The sequence below is a fragment of the Roseateles sp. P5_D6 genome (genome assembly GCF_054049415.1).
Genome location: NZ_JBFUMK010000013.1, coordinates 97,619 through 117,303 on the forward strand (window position 1 = coordinate 97,619; position 19,685 = coordinate 117,303).

Sequence of the window (19,685 nt, forward strand, 5' to 3'; positions counted from 1 at the left end):
CAGCCCAGCGCCGCGCCATGTCCGACAACTCTCCCGCCGCTCTCGATCGCGCAATCCTGCCCGGTGTTGCCCTGGGCTATGCCCCCGTCATCGACCGCCAGCGCAACATCGCCGGCACACGGTTGACGCTGGTGCCGCTGCGCGCCGATGCCAGGACCGATCACGCCGAGCTGCTGGCCGCGCTGGCCGCGACCTGGCCCCAGGGCGGCGCCGTCATCAGCGCCCAGGGCGAAGCCCTGCTGACCGCCCTGCTGGCCCAGCCGCCGGCCGAGCCGACCCAGATCGAGGTGCCGGCCTTCATCGCCGCTGATGCCGCGCACGGCGACGCCATCGCCGCGTTGAAGGCGGCTGGCCACAGGGGCCTGCTCAAGGGCCTGCCCAATGCACCGCTGCCGGCCGCCGTCGGCGCCGCCTTCAGGCAGGTGGTGCTGGAGCCCGGCCAGGCCGCGCCGGCCGGCGTTGCCGTCGTGCATGCCGGCGTGCGTGGCGCCGACGCTATCGACGCCAGCTTCAAGGCCGGCGCCGAAATCGTCATCGGCTGGCCCATGGACGGCCCTTACGAAGCGACCGCCGGCGCCGCCAAGACTGAGATCGCGGCCGACCTGCAGGTCATCATGGAGCTCATTTCACGCGTCGACGAAGGCGAGGACGTCGAGCGCCTGGAGCAGACCTTGAAGCGCGACCCCAGCCTGGCCTTCAAGCTGCTGCGCTACATGAACTCGGCCGCCTTCGGCCTGCCGGTCGAGGTGTCGAGCTTCCGTCACGCCATCATGCTGCTCGGCTATGCGCGCCTGAAACGCTGGCTGGCCCTGCTGCTGACGACGGCCAGCAAGGACCACAGCATGCGCCCCATCATGTTCGGCGCCGTGCGCCGCGGCCTGCTGATGGAGGAATTTGCCGCCAGCATCGAAGACCGCGAGCAGCGCGACGAGATGTTCATCTGTGGCCTGTTCTCGCTGCTGGACCACATGCTCAAGGCGCCGTTCGAGAAGTTGCTGCAAAGCATTCCCGTGCCCGAGCGTGTGCGCCAGGCCCTGGTGGACGACAGCGGCCCCTTCCACCCCTATCTGGAGCTGGTGCGCGCCATCGAATCCGAGAGCGTGTTCGACTACCGCGAACGCGCTGACGCGCTGATGCTCGGCGCCGGCGAGATCAACGCCTGCGTGCTGCGGGCCTTGCACAAGGCCACCCAGCTCGAATGAGCAAGGCGCCATTGCGGATCATCGGCTCGCCAGGCTGAGCCATGTTCGGCCCGCCCGCCTCCACTGCCCTGCTCGACCTCGTCGGCGACCCGGTGCTGACGCTACGGGCGGATCTGTCCGCACTGCGCGCCAATCCAGCGGCGCGCGAATGGCTGGGCGCCGACGCCGCCGAGGGCTGGCGGCTGCTTCGCCATGCCGCCGGAGCGCGGCTGGAAAGCTGGCTGCGCGAGGCTGCCCATGCCATCGACGCCGGTCGCGCGCCGCCACTTGCGCCACCGCTCAAGCTCGCCGACGGCCAGCGCGCCACGCTGCACCTGCTGCGCGAACGACCCAACTGGGTGCTGCATGCCCGCCTCAGCGCAGCCGACCCTGGCGAGCCACCGCTGGCCGAATGGCTGGCCCTGCTGCCCCTGCCGGCCCTGCTAGCCGATGCCGCCAGCGGCACGCTGCTGCGCCACAACGCCGCTTTTGCCGGCCTCTACGCCGGCGCCCCCCGCCACCTGAACGACCTGCCCGATCTGCTGCAGGCCCTGCTGGGTTGGCACCGCGGCACGCCGCTGCCGGCACTGACGGCGCAGCGCCCGCAGGACGGGCCGCTGATCACCGAGGCCGAGTACATCGACCCGCAGGGCCAGCACCGCTGGCTGCAGGCGCGGCTGCGCCTGTGGCGCCATGCCGGCCGCGCCCTGCTGCTGGCCGTGCTGGAGGACCACAGCACGCTGCATGAGCGCGACCTTGCCCACCAGCAGCTCGACGCGCTGATGGACACGGCCGCGGTGGGCCTGGCCACCTTCCAGCCCGAAGCCGGCTGGCTCAAGGCCCACCGCAAGGGCTCGCCCTTCAAGACCGGCAGCAAACAGCCAGGTGGCACGACAGGTACGGCCGGCTCGCTGCAGGGCATCAGCCGCGAGATCGTCGAGCCCGCCTCCTTGCCCGAGTTCGAGCGCCTGCAGCGCGCGCTCAAGAAGGGTGACGCCGTCGAGGTGCGCTATGCCGTGCGCCACCCCGAGCTGGGCCGGCGCTGGCTGCTGACCCGCGTCGCGCCGGGCCTGCTGGCCGGCGGGCGGCGTTCCACCTCGGTCGTCACGCTCGACGTGACGGCCCAAGCCCAGGCCGAGAACGCGCTGCTGCTGCGTGCCGAGAGCGAACGCGCCGTGCTGGATTCGGTGCTCGTGGGCATCGTCACCGTCGGGCCTGACGGCATCGAGTGGATGAACCGCTCGGCACGGCGCATGTTCGGCTGCGAACTCGAGGACGTGCAGGGCCAGCCCATGGGCGTGCTGGCGCCGGAGGATGACGAGCACGCCTTTCACACGGAGCCCGGCGCCGATGTGTTCGAGTGCCGGCTGCGCGGCCGCGACGGACGCGAGTTCTGGGTCATCGGCAATGCGGTGCAGACGCAGCGAGAGGATGGCCCCGGCAAAGTCACTCAGCAGCTGACCTATGCCCTGCTGGACATCGACCGCCGCCGCCAGGCCGAGGCCCAGAGCCGGCTGGCCCAGGCATCGCTGGCCCGCATCATCGAAGGCGCGCCACTGGCCATCACGCTGCACGAGGCGCAGAGCCTGCGCATCGTCAAGCTCAACCACGCCGCCGCCACGCTCGCCGGCAGGCCCGAGGCCGCGATGCTGGGCGGCACGCCGGCGCAGCTCTTCGGCGACGAGCAGGGGGCGCAGGTGGTCGCCGACATGCGCGAGGCCCTGGAATCCCAGACCGTCGTGCAGCGGGAATACCACGTGCCGGCCGGCAACTCGACGCGCATCTGGGACGCGCGGCTGCTGCACCTGGCCGGTGTCGGTGGCGACGACACGCCCGAACTGCTGCTGCTCGTGGCCAGCGACGTCACCGAGCAGCGCGCCGCCGAGCAGGCCAGGCTGCAGGCCGCCATCTCGCAGCGCGAGCTGTTGGTGCGCGAGGTGCACCACCGCATCAAGAACAACCTGCAGGGCGTGGCCGGGCTGCTACAGCAGATCGCCGTGCGCCGCCCCGAGGTGGCCGGGGTGCTGAAGGAGGCCGTGGGCCAGGTGCAGGCCATCGCCCAGGTCTATGGCCTGCAGGTCGGCGCCTCCGGGCCGCTGGTGCTCAAGCGGGTGTTCGACGCCATCGTCGGCTCGGTGCAGCGCATGCAGGGCCGCGTCATCACCACGGCCGCCGAGGGCGGCGCGCTGATGGAGGACTGGTGCCTGCCCGAGGCCGAGGCCATCCCGATCGCGCTCAGCCTCAACGAGCTGCTCGGCAATGCGCTGCGGCACAGCAACGGCGCCCAGGTGCGCTGCCAGCTCATCTGCGACATGGCCGGCATCACCGTCGAGATCGCCAACCCCGGCCGCCTGCCCGAAGGCTTTGCGCTGCAGAACGTCAAGAGCGGCGTGTCTGGCCTGGGCCTGGTGCGCGCCCTGCTGCCGCGGCGCAGCGCCATCCTGAGCCTGGAACAGCAAGGCGACGATGTCGTCTGCCGGCTGGAACTGATTCCACCGAGCGTGGTTCACAATCCGGCCATAAAACCAAGTTCTGGATAGAGGGGCACGGTGAGCAAGGGCAAGATCCTGGTCGTCGATGACGACCGTCTGGTACTGGCGACGCTGAGCTATGGGCTCACGCAGGCCGGCTTCGAGGTCATCGACGCCGACAACGGCGACGATGCCATCCTGCTCGCCCGCGAACACCGGCCCGAACTGGCCCTGCTGGACATCCGCATGGAAGGCCTGACCGGCTTCGATGTGGCCGCCTATCTGCGCGAATTCCTGCAGACACCCTTCATGTTCCTGTCCGCCTTCACCGACGAGGCGACAGTGGCCAAGGTCAAGGAGCTGGGCGCCGTTGCCTACCTCGTCAAGCCGCTGGACATCTCGCAAATCGTGCCCGCCGTCGAGGCCGCTTTTGCACGTTCAACCACGCGTTCGACGCCCCCCGTCGCCACCTCAGCCCCGGCGGCACCGGCCGCCATGGCCCAGGCTTTCGAGGCCCCCTCGGAATTGCCGTCCATGGACGTGACGGCCCTGGCCGTCGGCGTGTTGATGCACCGCTATTCCCTGCCACGCGACGAGGCGCTCGCCCGCCTGATGAGCCTGGCCTCCGCCGATGGCCACAGCCTGCCCGAGCAGGCACGGCGTGTCGTGGATGCGCTGGAGCTGCTGGCGCGCCCGGGCCAGAAGTGAGCCCCTCGTCCAAGGAATACCTTGGCCGGTCCCCCAGGGGGACGGCGATGCTTGCCGGATCGACCGGCAAGCACATCGCCTAAGGCGGGCCGGCTAGGGAGCGGCCCGGCGCTCGGCCCGCAAAGCAATGGGCGTCAGCCCAAAGTGAAATAAAAACGCGAGCCCTCGCCCACGGCGGATTCGGCCCAGATGTCGCCACCATGGCGGCGAACGATGCGCCGCACCAGGGCCAGGCCGACACCGGTGCCCTGGAAGTCGCTGGCGCTGTGCAGGCGCTGGAAGACGCCGAACAGGCGCTCGGCAAAGCGCATGTCGAAGCCGGCACCGTTGTCCGACACGACGAAGACGCGCCGCCCGCCCTGCTGCACGCTGCCAAAGCCGATCTGCGTGCACTCGACCTTGCCGCTGTACTTCCAGGCGTTGCCCAGCAGGTTCTCCAGCACCATGCGCAGCAGCGTCGGGTCGCCCTGCACCGTCAGGCCCGGTTCGATGTCCAGCACCAGCTCGCGCTGCGGCGCCCCGCGCTTGATCTCTTCCATCACATAGCCGGCCTGTTGCGACAGGTTGACAGGCTGGCACGCCAGTGGCCGCGTCGACAGCTGGGAGAGCGACAGCAGCGCGTCGATCATGCTGTTCATGCGAGCGGCAGCGCTCATGACGCGGTCGAGGTGGTCATTGCCGACGCGATCCAGCCGCGCGCCGTAGTCTTCCTTGAGGATGCGCGCAAAGCCCTCGACGACGCGCAGCGGCGCACGCAGATCGTGGGAGACCGTGTAGCTGAAGGACTCGTGTTCGGCGGCCAGGTCGGCGGCATGCGCCGGCTGTGGCGCTGGCGTCGCCTCGGCGGGCTCGTCGGGGCGGGCCGTGCCCAGGTAACCAGCGAAATGGCCGTGCGAGTCGATACAGGGCAGGCCGCGCAGCCGCCAGGCGGTGCTGCCATCGGCAGCGGCGAGCTGCAAGTCGACAAAGGGCTGGTGGGCACCGAGGCGCTCGCGCAATTGGGCGGCCGGCTCGGCAACCTCGAAGCGCTCCCACAGCTGCTGGGTGCTGGCGCCCGCACCCACCCAGCTCGATGACGGCGCGCCCTGCGGCGCCTGCCAGCGCACCAGGCGGTGCTCGGCATCGGTGGCCCATTGCCAGTCACGCTGCAGCTGGGCCTGCATCAGCAGCTGCTGGCGCACTTCGCGCAGGGGCTCGGCCAGGCGCTGGCGCGTCAGCCGCACGCCGGCATGCCAGCCCAACGCAGCCGCAACCAGCAGCAGGACGCCGGTGAAGAATGCCGTCAGCACCAGGGCCGCGTGCACGAGGCCAACCTCGCCGCCCCAGACCCGCATCAACGCCAGCACCACCAGGCCGCCCAGTACCAGCATCAAGATGGAGACCGTGGCCAGGGTCAGCATCAGCAGCCGCATCGGCAGTCGTCGCTCCTGGCGGCGCGAGATGAGCGCGCTGTCGTCGCTGAGGCTGTTCATGCGCTTCATTGTAGGCAGCGCTTCCCCAGCAACAGGGCCTGGGCATGCCCGGCGTCGCCCGATGTCAATAACCACAGCGCAGCCGGCCGAAAGTGTGCATTCCTTCGCGTTTGGCCCCCCTCCCACCCGAGATACATTTAGGCGTGCCGAGTCCCTGACCCGCAGACCAGTCCATGACCGCCTCACAGCCCGCAGCCCTGCTCGATCCCGAGGCGATTCGTCGCCTGCGGGAACTCGACCCGAGCGGCGGCAACAAGCTGCTGGAACGCGTCGTGGCGGCGTTCTCCAACTCACTGGACCGTTTGCTGCCCGACCTCGCCCGCGCCCGTGAAGGCGCTACACCTGACCTCGCCGTCGTGCGCCATGTCAGCCACACGCTGAAATCCTCGTCGGCGAGCCTGGGCGCCATGGCACTGTCTGCGCGCTGCGCCGACATCGAAACCATGGTGCGCGATGGCCGCGTGGACGGCCTTTCCGAGCAGTTGGACGCTATGCTCCAAGACATCCAACAGGTACGCGCGGCGTTGGCCGCGCTGCTCTAAGAGAAGCATGCTGCCTACCGGTCAAGCCCTCGACGACCTCCCGCCGCGCCCGCGCGTGCTGCTGGTGGACGATGACGAGGTCAATCTGCTGTTGACCGCCGCCGCGCTGCGCGAGCGCGGCTTTGAAGTCACCGAAGCGCCCAGTGGCAGCGAGGCCCTGGGCCTGCTGTCCACGCGCACGCCCGACGTCGTCGTGCTGGACGCGCTGATGCCCGAGCTCGACGGCTTCGAAACCTGCTCGCTGCTGCGCGCCACACCCGGCTTCGAATCCCTGCCCGTGCTGATGCTGACCGGCCTGGACGATGAAGCCTCCATCAACCGCGCCTACCAGGCCGGCGCGACCGACTTCTTCGTCAAGTCGCCGCAATGGAGCCTGCTCGACGGCCGGCTGCGCTATCTGCTGCGCAGCTCGCGCACCCGGCTTGAGCTGGAGCGCAGCAAGGCCAAGCTGGCGCGCGCCCAGGATCTGGCCCGCATGGGCAGCTTCGAATGGTGGCGCGACACGGCCGCCAGCTTTGCCATTTCCGCCGAGGGCCTGCGCGTCTTCGGCCGCGGCCCACAGGACCGGCTGGACTTCATCGGCGTCATGCGCATGGTGCCGGCGGACGACCGCCATGTCTTCCTGCGCCTGCTGCGCGACGTCATCGCCCACACCTCGGTGCTGGTCACCGACCTGCCACTGACCCTGCCCGATGGCCGCCAGCGCGTCGTCCACATCGAGGCCGAGCCGGAATTCAATGAGCAGGGCGGCGTCAACGGCTACACCGGCATCCTGCAGGACGTGACCGACCGCCGCCAGGCCGAGGACCGCATCCGCCAGCTGGCCCACTTCGACGCGCTGACCGGCCTGCCGAACCGCCGCCAGCTGATCTACCGTGTCGAGCGCGCCATCGAGAGTGCGCGCCGCGGCGGCCACGAGGTTGGCCTGCTGCTGATCGACCTGGACCGATTCAAGGTCATCAATGACACCCTGGGCCACGCCGCCGGCGACGAGCTCCTCGTCGAGGTCGGCCGTCGCCTGCGCAGTTGCGTGCGCCATTCCGACCAGATCCTGGAAGGCGTGCTCGACGGCCTGGGCAACCGCAGCCATCGCGGCCTGGAAGCCGTGGGCCGCCTGGGCGGTGACGAGTTTGTCGCCCTGCTGCCCGAGGTGGCCGACGAACGCGATGCCGAACGGGTCGCCCAGCGCGTGCTGGACGCCCTGCGCGAGCCCATCTTCGTCGGCGGCCAGGAGTGCTTCGTCACGGCCAGCGTCGGCATTGCGCTGTACCCGCGCGACGGCCAGACCATGGCCGACCTGCTGCGCAATTCCGACGTGGCCATGTACGCGGTCAAGAGCCAGGGCCGCAATGCCTCGGCCGTCTATTCGCCGCAGCTGGCCGGCCACGGCAAGCAGAAGCTGGAGCTGGAAAGCGCCCTGCACAAGGCGCTGGAGCGCAATGAGATCGTGCTGCACTACCAGCCCAAGATCGACGTGCGCGCCGCCCGCATGGTGGGCGCCGAGGCGCTGATGCGCTGGCAGCGTGGCAATGTGCTGGTGCCGCCGGCCGATTTCATCCCGCTGGCCGAAGAGACTGGCCTCATCGTGCCGCTGTCCGAATGGGCCCTGAAGGAAGCGGCCCGCCAGGCCAAGCTGTGGTCACTGCAGTTCGGCTTCAGCGATTCCATCGCCGTCAACCTGCCCAGCCGGCTGTTCGAGCGTACCGATCTCGTCGAGCACATCCACCAATGCGTCAGCGCCTATGGCGTGCCGCACCGGTCGATCCAGCTCGAGATCACCGAGAACAACCTGATGAAGGACCTGCAGAACGTCATCCCGTCTCTGCATCGCCTGAACGAAGTGGGTGTGGAGATCTCCATCGACGACTTCGGCACCGGCTATTCGTCCCTCGCCTACCTGACGACGCTGCCGATCTCGGAAGTGAAGATCGACCGCACCTTCGTGCGCGACCTCGGCATCACGCCGCAAAGCTCGGCCGTCGTCACGGCCATCATTGCGTTGGCGCGGGCGCTGGGCTTGCGCGTCATTGCCGAGGGTGTCGAGACGCTGCGCCAGATGGAAGTGCTGCACCGCCTGGGCTGCTCGCTGATGCAAGGCTTCCTGTTCAGCAAGGCGCTGCCGCCCGATGAGCTGGAGCGCTGGATCGCCCAGACCGTGCTGCCACGCAAGGCGCCCTGGATCACGCAGGCCGACGGCAACAACGACGTGACGTCTCGCGGGCAACGTTAAAGAAATGACGCCCCTCGTCCAAGGTGTACCTTCGCCGGTCCCCCAGGGGGACGGCGATGCTTGCCGGCTCGACCGGCAAGCACATCGCCAACGCGGGCCGGCTAGGGAGCGGCCCGGCGCTCGGCCCGGATGTTTCATGTGCCGCATATGCGGCATTTGCCGGATGGGAAACTGACATGCGCTCTCAGTTACCGCCGGCCCAACTGGCCAAGGCCGCGCTGCAGCGCCTCGCCCAGGCCAGGCTGGAACCCACACCCGAGAACTACGCCCGCGCCTACGCCATCGAAAGCGGTGGCGAGCCGGCGCAGGCCGCCAGTGGCGCCACCAGCGCCGTCTCCGAGCGCCTCCAGCAGCTGATGTCCAAGCTGATCAGCCTGGCCCTGCCCTCGGGCAGCACGCGCCAGGAGCTGCAGACCGCCTTGCGTGAACAAAAGCTCGACGAACTGCAACGCCAGGTCGACAAGCTGCTCGACGTGGCCGGCCCCGCCGCTCAGGCCGAGGCCCTGGCCCAGGCCATCGAGCGCCTGTTGCGCGGCCTGGAGCGCGGCGGCAAGCACTGGACGCTGGCGCGCAAGAAGGACGGCATCAGCCGCGTGCTGGAGCTGGGCCGCAACGACAGCGGCAAGCTCGTCAAGCGCCTGGGCCAACTGGTGGCAAGCTGGGACAAGGACGGCGACGGCAGCGGCGTGGAGACGGATGAGGACGGCGGCACGCCCAGCCAGTTCTTCTCCGAGAGCACATTTGCCGAGACGGGCTTTGGCGAAACGTCCCGTTTTCGCGAGAGCACCGGCTTTGGTGAACTCAGCCGCACCGGCCTGCGCGACACGCCGCCGCCGGTTGTTGACACCAGCCCCCACTGGGCCGACGTCAGCAGCGAACTGAACGGCACGGTGCGCCATGCGCTGCGCTCGCCGCAGACCGAGGCGACGCCTGCCGACGCCTTGATGCGCGAGCTCGACGCCGCCCAGGCCGAATTGAAGTCCCATGGCGCCAGCCCCGACCGCGCCACGCAGATGGCCGCGCTGTGCCTGCGCGCCCGGCATCTGCTGGACCACCGCCGCCATCTCTTTGATGAACTCGGCGGCCTGTGCCGCGAGCTGAGCGGCAGTCTCGTCGATCTGGCCGAGGACGATTCCTGGGCCCGAGGCCAGGCCGAGGCGATGAGCAACGCACTCGCCCAAGGCCTGTCGGGCCGCGGCGTGCGCACCGTGTCCGAACTGCTGTCGGGCACACGCGAGCGCCAGCGCGCGCTGCGCGAGGAACGCTCCAAGGCGCGAGACTCATTGAAGGGCCTCATCCAGCGCATGCTGGCCGAACTCGGCGAGCTGGGCCAACACACCGACCGCTTCCAGACCAGCGTCGGCCGCTATGCCGAGGCCATCGAGCAGGCCGATTCGCTGGAAAGCCTGACCGGCACCGTGCGCGAGATGGTCGAGGAGAGCCGCAGCGTGCAGAGCCTGGTGTCCCAGACTCAAGCGCGCCTGACCCTCGAGCACGACCGCGCGGCCGCGCTGAACCAGCGCGTCGACGAGCTGGAGGGCGAGCTGCGCCGCCTGTCCAACGAAGTCCACACCGACCAGCTCACGCAAGTGGCCAACCGCCGCGGCCTCATCCAGGCCTTCGGCATCGAGCAGGCCAAGGCCGAGCGGGAATCAACTCGCGTGGCCCTGGCTTTGCTGGACATCGACAACTTCAAGAAGCTCAACGACAGCCTCGGCCACCACGCCGGCGACATCGCGCTGAAGTCGCTGGCCGAGCGCACCCAGGCCTCGCTGCGCCCTGGCGACATGGTGGCGCGCTATGGTGGCGAAGAGTTCGTGCTGATGCTGCCCAACACGCCGCTGGACGAGGCCCAGCAGGTGCTCGTGCGGCTGCAGCGCTCGTTGTCCAGTGCGCTGTTCAACCACGAGGGCAAGGACGTCTTCGTGACCTTCTCGGCCGGCGTCACGCTCTACCGCCCCGGCGAGACGCTGGAAGCCGCGCTGGACCGCGCCGACGTGGCCCTGTACGAGGCCAAGCACACCGGCAAGAACCGGGCGTGTATCGCGGAGTGATTTGCACGGGCGCGTCCCAAAGCAGGCTGCACGCCAACTTTGACGCGGTTCCCCTGGGGTGAACGGAAAGTTGCAATTGGCACTCCGGCCGGGAGCGGGCTCGCCGGCATGATGCGCGCGGGCGCGGCAACCGGCGCTCGCAGATCATCCAGCAGGAGCCTCCTTGCGTTCGACCTTTACTGGCGCCAGCCGGCGCGGAATCTTATTGGCCGGCTGCGCCGTCCTCACGACGGCCTGTGGCGGCGGTGGAGACGCCACCAGCACGAGCGCGACACCGGACGCCTCCGCCCTGGCGGTCCAGGCTGCCAGGGACATCACGGCGGACGTCCTCGCCAATCGTGACATCACGCTGGACGGTAGCGCCGTCATCAAGCTGCCCGCGGGCACGACGACTTATTCCGGCATCATCAGCGGACAGGGCACGCTGCGCCTCATGCCCGCCGCCGGCACGGGCACGCTGACCATCACGCGCACCAGCACGTTCACGCTACCGACGGCCCAGCAAGTCCAGGTCGTCAAAAAGACAATCTATCCCGGCGCAGGCTATGCGCTGACTCGCACCGGCTTGAACCCGCCGGTGCTGACCATCGATCCCGGCGCCACGCTCCAGATCGGCACCAACACCAGTGCCGACAGCTCGCCCAACATCATCGCGACGTCCGACAGCAAGAATGAGGCGAGCCTGATCAACCGGGAGATCAACCTCAACAACATCCTGAACAACGGCACGATCATCCTCAGCAGTGCGCAGTTCGTGCTGCTGGGCCAGATCAGTGGCAGCGGCAGCATCGTCCAGGCCCCGGACGTCTGGGGCGGAAACTCATCGGGTGGCGTCAATACCTACTCGGGTGTGCTCGCTCTTACCGTCGGGCAGGATTTCGGCAGCAACCATGTCGCTGCATCGCTGGCCAATGCCAAGGCGGTCCTCAACGAAGGCTCATGGCTGGTCTGGAGCCCGCCAGGCAGCGTCGTCACGGTGACGCAGAACATCTATGAAGCGGCCTACGGGAACGACATCAACTTCCACGCCATCGGCCCGTCGACCATCGTCATGTCGGGCGTCTACAGCCACACCGACAACAGCCCGCACAACCATCCCAACCTGGTCAACCCGGGCCTGAGCGACCTCAGCTTGAACTTCGCCAAGGTCATCTACCGCGGCGGCGCGAACGACGTCAACGGCAACGACGGCAGCTACCGCGGCATCAACATCGAGCGCGGCGCCGGCGTCGTCCAATGGGGCGACGGCACACACGCCAACTTCTTTCTGCCGTCGGCGCCGTCGCCGGCCGACCCCTACCCGACGCTTGGCAAGAAGAACGCCTACATCAACCTGCGCAGCGGCACGCTGGCCTTCAACTACAACGGACCGGTGACTCTGCACGTGGGCATCACCGGCGGCGGGGGCGGCCCGCACCGGGATGGCGCGGTCGGTACGGGCAACGTCAAGGTCATGCCGACGCCGGGCAACGACGTGACCTTCGCCCAACCGCAGAACTACAACGGCACCACGACCATCGGCGCCAACGCCATCCTGCGCCTGGGCACAGGAACGCCCGTGCCGCTGAACTACATCACCGTCAATGCGAGCAAGGGCAAATCGACCTTCCTGCAGGCCACCTACAGCGGTGACGCCAGCCTGCTGACGGCCGAGTCGCCCAATGGCGTGGCGAGCAATGCCATCGTCAACGACGGCCAGTTCATCGTCCAGAACACCACGACCGCGATCACGCTGTCCAACATCAGCGGCGGCGGCAGCCTCGCTCACAACGGCGCTGCTGCGCTCACGCTGCAGAACAACAGCTACAGAGGTGCCACGCTGCTCAATGGGGGCCCCACCTGGGCCGGTAGCGCCAACGCGATGGGCACGGGCGACGTCGTCAACAACGCGGCCCTGGGGCTGGCCAGCGGCCAACATGAATTGGCGCTGGGGGGCAGCTTCCGGCAGGGCGCGACCGGCCAGCTCACGCTCTCCATCGCCGGCACCGCACCTGGCGTCACCCACGACCATATCAGCGTTGCCGGGCCTGCCATGCTCGGTGGCAGCCTGGTGCTGAACTTCAGCGGCAGCTACGCCCGGGGGCAGAAGCTCGTGCTGATCCAGGCCACCGGTGGCCTCAGCGGTGCGTTCAGCTCGATCAGCAGCAATGGGGCGACCGTGGCGCCCGGGCAGGATGCCACGAGCTTCTTCGTCACCGTGCAGTAGCTCCCGATCAGAAATTGAAAGCCAGGCGGAGGCCGCCCCAGTGCTTGCCGGCGACGATGATGGGCGCCGCGGCCTCCTTCAGGATGACGAAGCGGCCACCGCCCATGTCGCGCCGATAGGTCTGCAGCAGGAAGGGCCGCGTGTTGCGTGCCGAGGCCAGGCCCGTGCGGTCGTTGAAGATGCGGCGGTAGCGGCTGTTGGCCGTGTTCCAGACCGTGTCGCCCGGGCGCTGCGGCTGGCAGTACTTGCGGTTGTGCGTCGCGATATAGCCGTTGCGGTCGGCCGCGATGCAGAACACCACCTTGTCGCTGAACGCCAGCATCTTCTCCTGCACGGTGGGGAAGAGGCGATCCGTCAGCTGGCAAAAGCGCGTCGTGTGCTGCTGCGGCGCCGTGCCTTCGATCGGGCGATATTTGTCGTCGAACAGATCGGCCTGGCTGATCTGGCCACCGCGTAGCGCCTCTTCGAGCAGGGCACCGATCTCCGCGGCGGCCTGCTGCGCAGTACGGATGAAGGGCATGTCGTCGACCTCGACGCCGCTCTCGGCGATCTGCTCGACCAGTTCCTCGGACATGCGCAGGAAACGGTCGCTGCCGTCGAAGGCCACCTTGAGGCCGTGCGAGGCCTGGGACACCTCCCGCTCCAGCTCATGGGCGCGTTCGTTGAGCAGGCTCATCTGCTGGCTGCTCTCGCCGGCCGACGCGGAGATGCGCTGCACGTCCTGCTCGACCTCGTGGAAGGCGGCGTGGATCTGGCTGGGCTTGGCCGGGTTCTCGGTCAGCTCGGCGCTGAAGCGATCGATGCGCTCCTGCAGGCTGGCGATGGCGCTGACGATGGCCTTGGACGAGGCCTCGACCTGGCCGGCCAGGGCTTTGACCGCCTCGGCGACGACAGCGAAACCGCGCCCGGCATCGCCCGCATGCTTGGCTTCGACGGCGGCGTTGAAGGCGACCAGGCGGGTTTGCAGGGAAATCTTGGTGATCTCGGCCGCTGCGCCCGACACCTGGGCCAGCGTGGACGCCATGCCAACGACCTCGCCACCGACGACGCCGAGCGCGCCGCGGGCCCGCTGCACGGCGGCAGCGCTCTGGGCGGTGGCGGTGGTGATGGCGGTCTGCGCCTGACCAATCTGGTTGAGCTGCTGAGCCAGGGCCTGCATGGCCTGGCTCTGGGCCTGGACGATGCGCTGGGTATCTTCCAGGGCACCACGCACTTCCGCGGCATCCTTGCCGACCGTGGAAATCGAGCGGGCCAGCCGCTTGACGACATTCAACGCCGCACTGTCATCTCGCCGGACGGGCTCATCCCGAGTGATGGCGGGGGAAGAACCTCCGCCCTTGGGCCACTTGAACATGCATTTGTCCCCGCTTATTGGCCGGGGCTCGGCAAGAAGTGGCCCCGTAAATTACCAGTCACGCAGCTTAACGCGCAACCTTGCAATCGACTGACTGTGCAACTGGCACACGCGGGACTCCGTGACCTTGAGCACGGCCGCAATCTCCTTGAGATTCATGTCGTGCTCGTAGTACATGCTCATGACGAACTGCTCGCGTTCGGGCAGGTTCTTGATGGCGGCCACCAGCGCCTCGCGCATGCGGTGGTCCTGCAACTGGGCGACGGGGTTGGCACCCTCGTCGGCCACATGGCGGTCGAGGTAGTCGTTGTCACCGTCGGCGCCCGACATGTCTTCCAGATAGACCAGTTGGGTGCCTCGCACCTTGCCAAGCAGTTCCTGGTACTCAGCCAGCGGCAGGCCCATCTCGGCGGCGATCTCGTCCTCGCGCGGCGCGCGGCCCAGGCGCTGCTCGACCTTGTGCACCGCGACTTCGATCTCACGCTGCTGGCGGCGCGTGCCGCGGCTCATCCAGTCGCCGCCGCGCAACTCGTCGAGCATGGCGCCGCGGATGCGCTGAGTGGCGAAGGTCTCGAACTGCACGCCCTGCTCGGCGTCGAAGCGCGACAGCGCATCGGTCAGGCCGATCAGCCCGACCTGGATCAGGTCATCCACCTCCACATTGGCCGGCAGCTTGGCAATCATCTGGTGCGCCAGGCGTCGGACCAGCGGGCTGTACTGCTTGATCAGCGTGCTGTTGTCGAGGCGGCCTTTGGGTGTGTACATGGTCAGCTCCGCACGGCCGCCCGAAGGGGCTGAAGCGCCCCCGCGGGGGGCAGCGAACGCAGTGAGCGTGGGGGCATCATGTTTGGTCTCCGGCGAGATCAATGCGCAGCGATGAACGGGGAAGACGCCTTGCGCGCCGGGCGCAGCGGAGTCGCGTCGGAGGCGGCGTCAACGGCCGCTCCCGGGGGAGCTGCAAGCAGCAGCTCGCGGGCGAGATGGCGCAGTTCAGGCGTGAGTGGTGCGTGCTGGGAGGCTCTTGGGTCCAGGCAGGCCCAATCGCGCAGCACCGCGCCGAGGAAGCCGTCGGCGCAGGAATGAAGCTGTTGCGCGATGCGGGTGGCCACGCGCAGTTGAGGGTGGCAGGCCATCAGCAGACTGTAGACCATCAGCCCCGCTCGTTGTGTGAGCCATTTCATGCCCGCGTAGGCTTCCGTGACGCTCGCAGGCTCGGTATCAGCCAGCAGCAGCGGGCGCACCTCTCGCAGGGCCACGATGCGGGCGAGTTCGGCCGCCGGGGCGTGCAGCAGGATGACGTCGGCGTCGGGTGCGGCGTCGGCCACGGCCTCCAGGAAGGAAGCCGCCGAACCATGGGCATTGATGTGGCGCAGCGGCAGCCCGCGCGCGGCAAGGTAGGACACCTTGGGCGACAGGCGCTCGATGCAGTTGGACAGATCGACGCTGGCCAGCTCCGAGGGCTTGGCCGAGTGTTCACCGGCGTCGACGACCAGGGTGTTCAGGTTCAGCTCGGCAAAGGCCGCGCACAGGCCTTCCAGCAGCACGCCGGCCCCCATGACGCGCGGATTGCTGACAACCGGCACGAAGCGGGTCTTGGAAGCGGCGAACAGCCGCCGCAGGCCGTGGGCTTGGTCTTGCATGATGGACATCAGTGGACTGCCCTCATGCCTTCGGTCAGCGGCGCACCGGCAAAGATGAGATTGACGTCGGTGTTGTCCATGCGCCAGGCACCCGAGGCGGCGCCCTTCAGGGCACGCTGCACCAGGCCGACGCTGGGCAGGCGGTGCCAGTCTTCGGGCACGCGCTGGCCGTTGGCCACGCCCAGCACCTTGAGCTTGTGGCGGATCAGGGTGTCCAGGGCCGGAGCGAGCTTGACGGCTTCGTCGATCTTGCTGAGCACGACGCCTTCGCAGGCCGCGCCCTTCCAGGCGTTGACGACGTCTTCAATGGTTTCACCCTGCTGGGCGGCATTGATGACGAGCAGCTTCTTGATGCTGGGGTGGGCCAGCATCTCCAGCAGCTCCTGGGTGCGGCTGTCGCGCTGGGCCATGCCGGCGGTGTCGATCAGCACCAGCTTCTTGCTGGACAGCAGGTCCAGCAGGTCGTCCAGCGAGGCGCGGTCATGCGCGGTGTGCACGGGCACACCGAGGATGCGGCCGTAGGCGCGCAGTTGTTCGTGAGCGCCGATGCGGTAGGCATCCAGCGTGATGAGGCCGAGCTGGCTGGCACCGAACTTGGTGGCGAAGTGGGCAGCCAGCTTGGCGGTCGTCGTCGTCTTGCCTACGCCGGTGGAGCCGATCAGCGCGAACACGCCGCCGCGGTCCTCGATGGCCGGGGCGGCCTCATCGGTATGCAGGTTGCGTGACAGCACATGGGCGGCCCAGGCGGTCTCGTCGGCCGGGTCGGCGGGCGAGCCGGGCTTGAACTCGGACGGGCAGCTCTCGGCCAGCTTGCGAACCAGGGCCGGGCTGAAGCCCAGTTCCAGCAGCTTTTGCGTCAGACGCGCCTGCACGGGCTGGCGCTGCAGCTTTTCCATGAAGGCCAGCGACGAAAAACGTTCTTCGATCAGGCCACGCATCTGGCGCAGCTCGGAAGCCATGTCCATCTGGTTGCGCTGGCTGGCATTGGGCTGGCCGGGCAGCGGCATGGGCTCCACGGCACCGATGTCGCTGAGCTGCGGCACCGCGCGTTGCGAACTGGCTGACGGGATGCGGATCTCGTCGCGCAGCACGGGCGGCGCCGGGCGAGGTTTAGGCTGAGGCTGAGATTGAACCGGTGCAGCGGCGCGCTTGGGTGCCAGCGCGGCAATGGCCTCGGCGGCGCGGCGCTCGCGCTGCTGGCGGGCGGCGTCCAGGGAGGTAGCCGCCGGCTGGGTCGGCGGCGGGGCGATCCGCGGTGCCGTTGCGATGGGATCGGGCTGGCCCGTCATCTCGGCCTGGCGGCGGCGCAGCACGCGCTCGCGCACATAGTCCTGGAAGCTCAGCGTGCTCATGGCGAGTTGCTCGACGTCGCCACTCACCTCGGGGCTGCCGAAGCTGGGCTCCATGCGGGAGCGGTCGGCGAAATTGGCACGGGCGGCAGGCGCCTGCGGTTGCACGGTGGGCGGCGGCACCTGCGGGCGGGTCTGGCTGCGCGGCGCACTGTGGGCCATCTGCTCGATCTGCCCCATGCCTTCCGGCGCCATCGCCAGCACCTCGACGCCTTCTGGCACGGTCTTGTTGGACAGCACGACGGCGTCGGCGCCGAACGCCTGCTTGACGAGCGCGAGCGCCTCGCGGGATGTGCGAGCGGTGAATTTGCGGACGTTCATGCTGTGCCTCCGATGATGGAGCCGATGCGGATGGTGTGGGTCTCAGGAATCTCGCTGTGGCCGAGCACCTTGAGGCGGGGCGCGGCGCGCCTGAGCAGGCGCGCCATGGGCGCGCGGATCAGGTCGGGGACCAGCAACGTGGCGGGCACGCCGCGGTCTTCCTGCTTCTGGGCGTTCTCGGCGGCGCTGCGCGCCAGCGTGTCGGCCACGCCCGGGTCGAGCGCTGCGCCGTGCGGCGAATTGAGGGCCTGGGTGACGAGGCGCTCCAGCTCGGGCTCCAGCGCGATGACGTCCAGCTCCTTGGTGGAGCCGTAGATCTGCTGCACGATGGCCGGCGCGATATGGGTGCGGATGCGGCGAGCCAGCTCGACGGGGTCGGTCACAGCGGCGGCATGCTCGGCCAGGCATTCGACGATGGAGCGCATGTCGCGGACGTGCACGCCCTCCTCCAGCAGCAGCTGGAGAACGCGTTGCAGTGTGGCGATGCTGACCATCTTGGGAATCACGTCTTCGATCAATTGCGGCGCCTGCTTGGTGAGGTGTTCCACCAGGGCTTGTGTCTCCACGCGGCCCAACAACTTGGCCGCGTGCACTTGCATCAAGTGTGAAAGATGGGTGGCCACCACGGTCGAGCAATCAACGACCGTAAACCCGCTCATTTGGGCCATCTCCTTTTGCCGCTCCTCGATCCACACGGCCGGCAGGCCGAAGGCGGGGTCGGTCGTCGGCGTGCCGATGAGCTTTTGCGTCGCATGGCCGGGGTTGATGGCCAGCCACATGCCGGGGAAGGCCTCGGCCTCGCCGACAACGGCGCCGCGCAGCGAGATGCGGTACTGGCTGGGGCGCAGCTCCAGGTTGTCGCGGATGTGCACCGGCGGCGGCAGGAAGCCGACTTCCTGCGCGAACTTGCGGCGCACGCCCTTGATGCGGCTCAGCAGGTCGCCTTCCTTGCTCTTGTCGACCAGGGTGATGAGGCGGTAGCCGACCTCCAGGCCCAGGGTGTCGACCGGCACCAGGTCTTCCCAGCTCGCCTCTCCGGCGCCTTCGCTGCTGGGCATGATGGGCTTGACGGCCTTGGCGGCCTCCAGTGCCTGCTCCTTGCTGCGCAGCCAGTAGGCCAGGTAGCCCAGGCCGGCGGCGATCAGCAGGAAGACGACGTGGGGCATGCCAGGGATCAGACCCAGCGCAGCGATGACGCCGGCCGTGATGGCCAGCGACTTGGCCGAGCCGAACACCTGCTTGCCGATCTGGCTGCCGATGTCCTTGTCCGTGCCGACGCGCGACACCACCATGGCAGCCGCGACCGAGATCAACAGGGCCGGCACCTGGGCCACCAGCGCGTCACCGACGGCCAGCAGGATGTAGCTGTCGGCGGCCTGGCCGGCGGACAGGCCATGCTGGGCCACGCCGATGATGAAGCCGCCGACGATGTTGATGGCCAGGATCAGCATGCCGGCGACGGCGTCGCCGCGCACGAACTTGCTGGCACCGTCCATGGAGCCGAAGAAGTCGGCCTCGTCGGAGAGTTCCACGCGGCGGCGCTTGGCCTCCGCTTCGTTGATGAGGCCGGCGTTCAGGTCGGCGTCCACGGCCATCTGCTTGCCGGGCATCGCGTCCAGCGTGAAACGCGCACCGACTTCGGCGATGCGCTCAGCGCCCTTGGTCACGACGATGAAGTTGATGACCACCAGGATGGCGAAGACGATCAGGCCGACCGCGAAATTGCCGCCGATCAGGAAGTGGCCGAACGATTCAATGACCTTGCCGGCGGCGCCCGTGCCGGTGTGGCCTTCCAGCAGCACCACGCGCGTGGAGGCGACGTTCAGCGACAGCCGCATCAGCGTGGTCAGCAGCAGCACGGTCGGGAAGGCCGCGAAGTCCAGCGGCCGCACCATGTGGGCGGCGACCATCATGACCATCACGGCCATCGCGATGTTGAAGGTGAACAGCAGGTCCAGCGCGAAGGGCGGCAGCGGCAGCACCATCATGGACAGCACGAGCAGCACCGCGATGGGCGCGCCGAGCGCGGCGATGATGCCTGCGCGCGGGCCGAGCAGGGCTTGGAGTTTGGCGGTGAGCTGGTTCATGCGGCAGGTCTGGTCTCACCTGCATTCTTCGCGGCGGCCCGGAAAACTTGAGCCGGAGAAACGGCGGGAA

General features: G+C 68.5%; 13 protein-coding genes. 7 read left to right on the forward strand and 6 right to left on the reverse strand.

Annotated elements, in window-relative coordinates:
* The first annotated feature begins 17 nt into the window (after positions 1–17).
* The 3 genes from ACXJKM_RS18405 to ACXJKM_RS18415 are packed head-to-tail and all read left to right on the forward strand — an operon-like array spanning position 18 to position 4,360.
* On the forward strand, positions 18–1,202 hold the full coding sequence (locus ACXJKM_RS18405; protein WP_457323845.1) for an EAL and HDOD domain-containing protein: 1,185 nt from the start codon (positions 18–20) through the stop codon (positions 1,200–1,202).
* A 41-nt stretch (positions 1,203–1,243) separates the two neighbouring features.
* A complete protein-coding gene (locus ACXJKM_RS18410; protein ID WP_457354239.1) occupies positions 1,244–3,721 on the forward strand; it encodes a sensor histidine kinase in 2,478 nt (825 codons plus the stop codon).
* 9 nt (positions 3,722–3,730) lie between these two features.
* On the forward strand, positions 3,731–4,360 hold the full coding sequence (locus tag ACXJKM_RS18415; RefSeq protein WP_056199180.1) for a response regulator: 630 nt from the start codon (positions 3,731–3,733) through the stop codon (positions 4,358–4,360).
* 134 nt (positions 4,361–4,494) lie between these two features.
* Here the strand turns inward: ACXJKM_RS18415 and ACXJKM_RS18420 are convergent, their stop codons facing one another.
* Positions 4,495–5,832, reverse strand: a complete 1,338-nt coding sequence (locus tag ACXJKM_RS18420) for a sensor histidine kinase (protein ID WP_157281726.1) — start codon at positions 5,830–5,832, stop codon at positions 4,495–4,497.
* A 173-nt stretch (positions 5,833–6,005) separates the two neighbouring features.
* Between ACXJKM_RS18420 and ACXJKM_RS18425 the strand changes: the two genes are divergently transcribed.
* The 4 genes from ACXJKM_RS18425 (at position 6,006) to ACXJKM_RS18440 (ending at position 12,864) form a co-directional block, all read left to right on the forward strand.
* Positions 6,006–6,374, forward strand: a complete 369-nt coding sequence (locus tag ACXJKM_RS18425) for an Hpt domain-containing protein (protein ID WP_056199185.1) — start codon at positions 6,006–6,008, stop codon at positions 6,372–6,374.
* A 7-nt stretch (positions 6,375–6,381) separates the two neighbouring features.
* The gene (locus ACXJKM_RS18430) at positions 6,382–8,604 is read left to right on the forward strand and encodes a putative bifunctional diguanylate cyclase/phosphodiesterase (RefSeq protein ID WP_056199188.1); all 2,223 of its coding nucleotides are present in this window, start codon (positions 6,382–6,384) and stop codon (positions 8,602–8,604) included.
* A gap of 176 nt (positions 8,605–8,780) precedes the next feature.
* The gene (locus tag ACXJKM_RS18435) at positions 8,781–10,658 is read left to right on the forward strand and encodes a GGDEF domain-containing protein (protein ID WP_457354242.1); all 1,878 of its coding nucleotides are present in this window, start codon (positions 8,781–8,783) and stop codon (positions 10,656–10,658) included.
* A 163-nt stretch (positions 10,659–10,821) separates the two neighbouring features.
* Positions 10,822–12,864, forward strand: a complete 2,043-nt coding sequence (locus tag ACXJKM_RS18440; protein WP_457354244.1) for an autotransporter — start codon at positions 10,822–10,824, stop codon at positions 12,862–12,864.
* A gap of 7 nt (positions 12,865–12,871) precedes the next feature.
* Here ACXJKM_RS18440 and ACXJKM_RS18445 read toward each other — a convergent pair whose 3' ends face one another.
* The 5 genes from ACXJKM_RS18445 to flhA all read right to left on the reverse strand — a co-directional run bounded on the left by ACXJKM_RS18445 (position 12,872) and on the right by flhA (position 19,615).
* A complete protein-coding gene (locus ACXJKM_RS18445) occupies positions 12,872–14,137 on the reverse strand; it encodes a methyl-accepting chemotaxis protein (RefSeq protein ID WP_056199196.1) in 1,266 nt (421 codons plus the stop codon).
* A gap of 132 nt (positions 14,138–14,269) precedes the next feature.
* On the reverse strand, positions 14,270–14,983 hold the full coding sequence (locus tag ACXJKM_RS18450) for an RNA polymerase sigma factor FliA (RefSeq protein ID WP_056199199.1): 714 nt from the start codon (positions 14,981–14,983) through the stop codon (positions 14,270–14,272).
* 98 nt (positions 14,984–15,081) lie between these two features.
* A complete protein-coding gene (locus ACXJKM_RS18455; RefSeq protein WP_200955297.1) occupies positions 15,082–15,858 on the reverse strand; it encodes a flagellar biosynthesis protein in 777 nt (258 codons plus the stop codon).
* Between the two features lie 8 nt (positions 15,859–15,866).
* Complete coding sequence (flhF, locus tag ACXJKM_RS18460; RefSeq protein WP_457354246.1) at positions 15,867–17,528, reverse strand: flagellar biosynthesis protein FlhF; 1,662 nt, start codon at positions 17,526–17,528, stop codon at positions 15,867–15,869.
* The gene (flhA, locus tag ACXJKM_RS18465) at positions 17,525–19,615 is read right to left on the reverse strand and encodes a flagellar biosynthesis protein FlhA (RefSeq protein WP_057295862.1); all 2,091 of its coding nucleotides are present in this window, start codon (positions 19,613–19,615) and stop codon (positions 17,525–17,527) included. The genes flhF and flhA overlap by 4 nt, the downstream gene beginning before the upstream one ends.
* Between the last annotated feature and the right edge of the window lie 70 nt (positions 19,616–19,685).

Coding starts and splice junctions, on each gene's coding strand:
- ACXJKM_RS18405 (WP_457323845.1), top strand. CDS start 18: ATGTCCGACAACTCTCCCGCCGCTCTCGATCGCGCAATCCTGCCCGGT.
- ACXJKM_RS18410 (WP_457354239.1), top strand. CDS start 1,244: ATGTTCGGCCCGCCCGCCTCCACTGCCCTGCTCGACCTCGTCGGCGAC.
- ACXJKM_RS18420 (WP_157281726.1), bottom strand. CDS start 5,832: ATGAACAGCCTCAGCGACGACAGCGCGCTCATCTCGCGCCGCCAGGAG.
- ACXJKM_RS18425 (WP_056199185.1), top strand. CDS start 6,006: ATGACCGCCTCACAGCCCGCAGCCCTGCTCGATCCCGAGGCGATTCGT.
- ACXJKM_RS18430 (WP_056199188.1), top strand. CDS start 6,382: ATGCTGCCTACCGGTCAAGCCCTCGACGACCTCCCGCCGCGCCCGCGC.
- ACXJKM_RS18435 (WP_457354242.1), top strand. CDS start 8,781: ATGCGCTCTCAGTTACCGCCGGCCCAACTGGCCAAGGCCGCGCTGCAG.
- ACXJKM_RS18450 (WP_056199199.1), bottom strand. CDS start 14,983: ATGTACACACCCAAAGGCCGCCTCGACAACAGCACGCTGATCAAGCAG.
- ACXJKM_RS18455 (WP_200955297.1), bottom strand. CDS start 15,858: ATGCAAGACCAAGCCCACGGCCTGCGGCGGCTGTTCGCCGCTTCCAAG.
- flhF (WP_457354246.1), bottom strand. CDS start 17,528: ATGAACGTCCGCAAATTCACCGCTCGCACATCCCGCGAGGCGCTCGCG.
- flhA (WP_057295862.1), bottom strand. CDS start 19,615: ATGAACCAGCTCACCGCCAAACTCCAAGCCCTGCTCGGCCCGCGCGCA.